This window comes from Nocardiopsis sp. MG754419 (assembly GCF_018207095.1).
Taxonomy (GTDB): domain Bacteria; phylum Actinomycetota; class Actinomycetes; order Streptosporangiales; family Streptosporangiaceae; genus Nocardiopsis.
This window is the reverse complement of the sequence record NZ_QOCZ01000233.1, coordinates 1-5,675: the sequence shown is the minus strand read 5'-3', so window position 1 is coordinate 5,675 and position 5,675 is coordinate 1. Positions and strand designations below refer to the sequence as shown.

General features: G+C 71.7%; 5 protein-coding genes and 1 pseudogene. 3 read left to right on the top strand and 3 right to left on the bottom strand.

What is annotated here, in order from left to right; genetic code table 11:
* Positions 1-82: 82 nt before the first annotated feature.
* Complete coding sequence (locus DSY14_RS26590; protein WP_211719357.1) at positions 83-1,201, bottom strand: FAD-binding oxidoreductase; 1,119 nt, start codon at positions 1,199-1,201, stop codon at positions 83-85.
* Positions 1,202-1,346: 145 nt separating this feature from the next.
* Between DSY14_RS26590 and ddaH the strand changes: the two genes are divergently transcribed.
* Positions 1,347-2,135, top strand: coding sequence for a dimethylargininase (ddaH, locus tag DSY14_RS26585; RefSeq protein ID WP_283091710.1), 789 nt, complete (start codon positions 1,347-1,349; stop codon positions 2,133-2,135).
* Positions 2,136-2,602: 467 nt separating this feature from the next.
* Here the strand turns inward: ddaH and DSY14_RS29670 are convergent.
* Positions 2,603-3,016: pseudogene (locus DSY14_RS29670) on the bottom strand (SDR family NAD(P)-dependent oxidoreductase); the annotation flags it as partial.
* Positions 3,017-3,127: 111 nt separating this feature from the next.
* Positions 3,128-3,649 carry a CGNR zinc finger domain-containing protein gene (locus DSY14_RS26575; RefSeq protein ID WP_307851343.1) on the bottom strand — a complete coding sequence of 174 codons (522 nt, stop codon included), beginning with the start codon at positions 3,647-3,649 and terminating at the stop codon, positions 3,128-3,130.
* A gap of 79 nt (positions 3,650-3,728) precedes the next feature.
* Between DSY14_RS26575 and DSY14_RS26570 the strand changes: the two genes are divergently transcribed.
* Both DSY14_RS26570 and DSY14_RS26565 read left to right on the top strand, forming a co-directional pair.
* Positions 3,729-4,943 carry an MFS transporter gene (locus DSY14_RS26570; protein ID WP_211719355.1) on the top strand — a complete coding sequence of 405 codons (1,215 nt, stop codon included), beginning with the start codon at positions 3,729-3,731 and terminating at the stop codon, positions 4,941-4,943.
* Between the two features lie 118 nt (positions 4,944-5,061).
* Positions 5,062-5,675: YafY family protein (locus DSY14_RS26565; protein ID WP_211719354.1), on the top strand; the 614-nt coding region annotated here is incomplete at its 3' end.

Sequence of the window (5,675 nt, the reverse complement as noted above, 5' to 3'; positions counted from 1 at the left end):
GGTCATGGGAGGGTTCATGGACCCATAGTGCGCGGACACGCCCCGGAAGACCTGAGTACACCTACTCACAGCCGGGTGCGGCTCACGTCGGTTGCTGGACCCGATCGGGCACGAAGGCGGACAGGTCCACCCCGGGGTCCTCCCCCAGAGCCAGACGCGCCGCCACCACACCCTGGAACGGGCCGAAGGTCAGACCCTGCGACCCCAGACCCGTGGCCACCAGCGCGCCGGGCACACGCTCGATCGGGCCCAGCAACGGTCGGCCGTCATGGGTGCCGGGGCGGAACCCCACACGGGTCTCCACCACGGTGGCCTCGGCCAGTTCCGGCAGGACCTCCACCGCGGTGGACAGGTTGTGCAGCAGCCCCGACGCGGTCACCCGATGGTCGAAGCCGGCCTCCGGTTCCACGGTGCCGCCCGTGACCACGCGGTTCGGCGCGGCGGCGCTGACGTAGTAGTCACGCTCACCGAACCGCACCACCGGCCATCCGCGGGTGTCACGTCCCGGGAGAGCGAAGCCGGTCATCTGACCTCGTACCGGATGCACCCCGAGGTCCACGCCGGTCACCGCCAGCAGGTCGGCCGACCACGCGCCGGCGGCCACGATCACGGTCGGCGCCACCAGGTCCTCTGTGCCCACCCGGACCCCGGTGACCCGGCTCCCGTTCCACAGCAGGCGCGCGTCCCCGTGGTAGGAGCGCAGGCCCCGTTCCTCCGCGGCGTGGAACAGGGCGGTCCGCGCCGAGCGACCGTCCACCCGGGCCATGCCCTCGATGTGCACACCGGCGTAGTCGGCCGGGACCAGGGGGAAGTGCTCCCGCGGCTCCCCCACGGCCAGCTGTTCCACCCGCCCCATCGTGTCGAACTCCGGGCGCCGGGACAGGGTGTCGAGAAGCTCGAACCCGGCATCGCCGCCCTCACGGTCCACCGACAGCCCACCGACCACCTCGTAGCCGGGGCGCTGCCCGTCCTCGACCAGCGCCGCCATCAACCGCGGGTAGTGCTCGGCCGCGGCGACCTTGAACCCCCACTCGGCGGGTGAGTCCCACGGGAAGGGCCAGGGATAGACGATGCCCGTCCCCGCGGCGGTCGCCTGTCCCGGGTGGAACGTGTCCACCAGCGCGGTGGACACCCCCTTCCCGGCCAGGTGGAACGCCGCGCTGGTTCCCACGATGCCGCCGCCGACCACGATCACGTCCATGGCCTCCAGCCTGCCCCGAACGGCGGTCCGGAACAAGCCGGCGGGCCCGCGCGCCGGTCCCCCTTACGGGGTGGGTACGCGCGATAGGCTGCGGCGTCTTCCCCACGCGCCCGACCCCCTCCACCGATTCCAGCAGGAGGTCGAATTGGACGGATACACCTACCACGGGGTCGCTCTCATGCGACGCCCCGGCCCTCGTCTGGCCGAAGGTCTGGTCACCCACATCGCCCGTTCGGCGGTCGATCCGGTCCTGGCCGCACGCCAGTACACCATCTACCAGGAGACCGTCGCCTCGGCCGGTTGGCGGGTGGTCGAGGTCGACCCGGCGCCCGAGCACCCCGACTCGGTGTTCGTGGAGGACACCCTGGTGGTGTGCGAGGACCTGGCCGTGGTGACCCGACCCGGAGCACCCGAACGCCGAGGAGAGACCGAGGCGACCGAACGGACCGCGCGCTCCCTGGGCCTGCGGGTGGTCCGGATCGAGGCCCCCGCCACTCTGGACGGTGGGGACGTGCTCCAGGTCGGAACGACGGTCTACGTCGGGGTGGGCGGGCGCACCAACGCCGAAGGCGCCGAGCAGCTCGGTCGGTTGCTGTCTCCCCTGGGACGCAAGGTACGACCGGTGACACTGGGCCGTGTGCTGCACCTGAAGTCGGCGGTGACCGCGCTGCCCGACGGTTCCCTCATCGGTCTGCCGGACCTGGTCGAGACCGCGGACCTGCCACCCGTCCGCCGGGCCCCGGAGGAGCCCGGCGCCCACGTGGTGCCCCTGGGCGGGCGGGACGTCCTCGTCAGCGCGGCCGCCGGTGGGACCGTCCAGCGACTGGCCGCCGAACACTGGCGCGTACTGCCCGTGGACATCTCCGAGTTCGAAAAACTCGAAGGCTGCGTCACCTGCCTCAGCGTCCTGGTGCCCGACCGCCCCACAGACTGAGGCGCGTCCCCGGCACCCGCGAAGGCTCGCGCCCGCACCGCTCTTGGCCCGAGAACCCTCGACCGCCGGGCGGTGCGGGACGGCACGGCGGGTCGAGGAACAGCGGGCCTTCGGTAAAGAACGGTGAGGTTGTGGCGCAAGCGCCGTGACCCGACCCCGCACACCGTGAAGCCCCCGCAACCGATCGGGAGTTCCGGTGGTCGTTGCGGGGGTTCTCTTGTGCCCACCCTGCGAGACGGAACGTCTCGTGAGTTCGGTCGGCCACCGGGAAGAACCCACCACCGTGGCCGGTGGCACTTGTCGATCAGAGGAGCCATCCGACCAGGGCTGCTCGTGCTTCTCGGGTGCCTGTCGTGCGCCCATGAGGCGAGAGATCGACATGGTGACCTGATCGTGTGCCAGGGCCTACGACTGCTCGAAGTGGAAGGAGCGAATGAAGCGGTCGCGTGGTCGGCCGATCGCGAAAAGAACACAAAGGTGCCGGTGGCTCCGGAAGCGACGGTGTCGGTGATCGCCTCGTCGTCGGCGTCCCACAAGTCAGGGCCTTCCAGGTAACGGGCACCGTTGTTGATCAGCACATCGACCGTGTCGGTGAGAGCGGCGACTCCCTTCGCGAAGCCCCGTACGGTGACCGGGTCGGCCAGATCACAGGCGAACGCGTCCACTCGCGCGCCGCTGTCGGTCGCCACCTCGTCGGCCACCCTTTCGGCGGCGACCAGGGTGCGAGCGGACACGAACACGCGCGCACCCATCCGGCCCGCGTGCAGTGCCAACGCCCTTCCGAGCCCACGCCCGGCCCCGAGACCAAAACAGTCGTCCTGGCAAGATCCGTGCGCGCACCTCTTCGACCTTCTTTTGTCGATGACGGTCGGAGCCACCATGGTCCCGAATCCGTCCCTGGATTGCGGCGTACGGCCCGCGGCCTCGTCGTCAGAGGTCCCCGGCGCCCGAACGCGGGCCGTGGCGCCGGCGGAGGCCGGCGAGAACGCGGTTCACGAGTGGGTACGCCGGTGGGCCGCCACCCGCGCCCGGGTCGCGCACCGGCGGGAACAGTACCGCTGCACACCGCCGTGGGCGGTCTCGACGAACACCCGGTCGCATCCGTGTGCGGCGCACACGCCCCCGGGGCGGCGTTGGCGCTCACTGATGAGGCGGGCCAGGAACAGCCCGGTCGAGGCCGCGAACCACTCGTCCCAGGGTGCCTCGTCGTCACAGTCCACGTGCAGGTGCCAGCCGTGGGTGCCACCGTGGTTCGCCAACCGGGGCGGGTGGGCCTCCCGGGCGAGCAGCGCGTTCACGCGGGTGACCGCCTCGTCCAGGCTGTCGGCGGCCAGGACGTGGCGCAGTTCGCCGGCGACCTCGCGCAGTGCCCGGACATCGTCCTCGGTCAGGTCCGGGGTGATCTCGCCGTGCTCGGTGAACAGCGAGGTGATCCGTGCCGCGTCCACCGTGTCCTCCGCCAGGGCGTTGAGGAGGGCGGTGGTGCGATCGGCCAGGGCTCGTGTGGAACCCACGGGAACCGGTGTTGTGGGTGTCATACGGCCAAGGTAACGCCCATAGCGCCTTCTGTGGTTACTCCGTAGCGTTCTTCGCATGAGAGAGCGTTACGAACTGGTGCCCTACCTCTGCGGCACTGTGGCCGCACGCACCGGCGACGAGACCTCCGGGCCCGCCCTGCTCCTTGTGGGGATCGCCGCCACCGGGAGCGCCGCCACCGGTTCGGCCCTGTTGGCGGGGGTCACCGCCGCCGCGGCGATCGGTGGCCCCGTGCTGGGGGTGGTCCTGGATCGCGCGCGGCGCCCGGGACGGTTGCTCGCGGTGATCCTGACGGTGAACGTGTTGGGTCTGGCCCTGGTCGCCCTGCTCCTCGAACACCTGCCCCTGGCCCCGGTCCTGATCCTGGCGCTGGCCGTGGGATCACTGGGGCCGGCCCTGTCCGGCGGATGGACGGCCCAGCTGCCCCGACTGGTCACACCCGACCGACTGACACGGGCCAACGCCTGGGACGCGATGACCTTCGGCGCCGCCTCCCTGGTGGGACCGGCCCTGGCCGGAACGGTGGCCCTGGGCCTGGGTGCCATGGCGGCGGTCATGGTGGCGGTGGCCCTCATCGGCCTGGCCGCTCCCCTGGCCTGGTCGTTGCCCTCCCGGCCCACCCGTCCCGTGCCGACCCCGGTGCTCGATGCGTTGGCCGCGGGCGTCCGCGCCGTCCTGCGCAACCGGGCGCTGGCGCGCGTCACCGTCGTCTCCACGATCTCCATCGCCGGGACCGGGATGTTCGTGGTCGCCGCACCCGTGCTGGGGGAACGGCTGTTGGGTGGGGCCCCGTACGGGGCCTTGCTGTTGTCGGTGATGGCGGTGTGCGCCCTGACCGCCAACCTGGTCGTGGCCCTGCGCCCGGTGCCCGTGTCCCCGGACACGATGGTGTCGGTGTGCACCCTGGTGCAGGTGTCGGGTGTGGTGGGTGTGCTGCTGGCGCCATCGGCGTTCTGGCTCTGGCCGGCCGTCGCCGTGCTGGGGGCCGCCGAGGGGCCGCAGTTGACCGCCCTGTTCACGGTGCGCCACCGCGAGGCCCCCGACCATCTGCGCACCCAGGTGTTCACCACCGCGGCCAGCCTCAAAGTGAGCGCCTTCGCGGCGGGCGCCGCTCTCGCCGGTCCTCTCGCCGACCACGCATTGACGCTCTGTCTGGCGGTGGCGGCGGCGACACAGGTCGTGGCAGCCCTGGTCGCTCTGCTGGTCCGACCCTCGCGCCCCGGCCGTGGTCGGCGCGGGGTTCCCACGGAGTCGGTCCGAAGCCGTGCGTGACCTCCACGCGGTGTCACACCAGCGCCGGCCGGCGGCCATGAGCGCGGCGTGGGGCCACGTCCGGCCTCTCCGCCGGTGGAGGACCGTTCTCGACCGCCACTGCCGGCACACTCGTGACATGAAGTCGACCTCGGCACGGCTGCTCCACCTGTTGTCCCTGCTCCAGACGCGCAAGGACTGGCCCGGCAACGATCTCGCCGAACGCCTGGCGGTCAGCCCGAGGACGGTGCGCCGTGACGTCGAGCGCCTGCGTGAGCTGGGATATCCCATCCACGCCACCATGGGCACCGGTGGCGGCTACCAGCTCGGTGCCGGGGCCTCCCTTCCGCCGCTCCTGCTCGACGACGACGAGGCGGTAGCGGTCGCGTTGGGGCTGCGCACCGTGGCCCAGGGAGGGGTGACGGGGATCGAGGAGACCTCCGTGCGGGCGTTGGCCAAACTACTCCAGGTACTGCCCTCCCGATTGCGCCGTCGGGTGGACGCACTGGGCACCTTCACCGTGCCGATGCCCTCCGACGGTCCCACCGTCGACGCGCAGACCCTGGCGCTCATCGCGGCCGCGTGCAGGGACAGTGAGCTGTTGCGCTTCGACTACGAAAGCCACGAGGGCGTTCCCAGTCGACGGGTCGTGGAGCCGCACCGGCTCGTCTCCCACGGTCGGCGCTGGTATCTGGTGGCGTGGGACACCGGTCGCGAGGACTGGCGCACCTTCCGGGTGGACCGCCTGCGCCC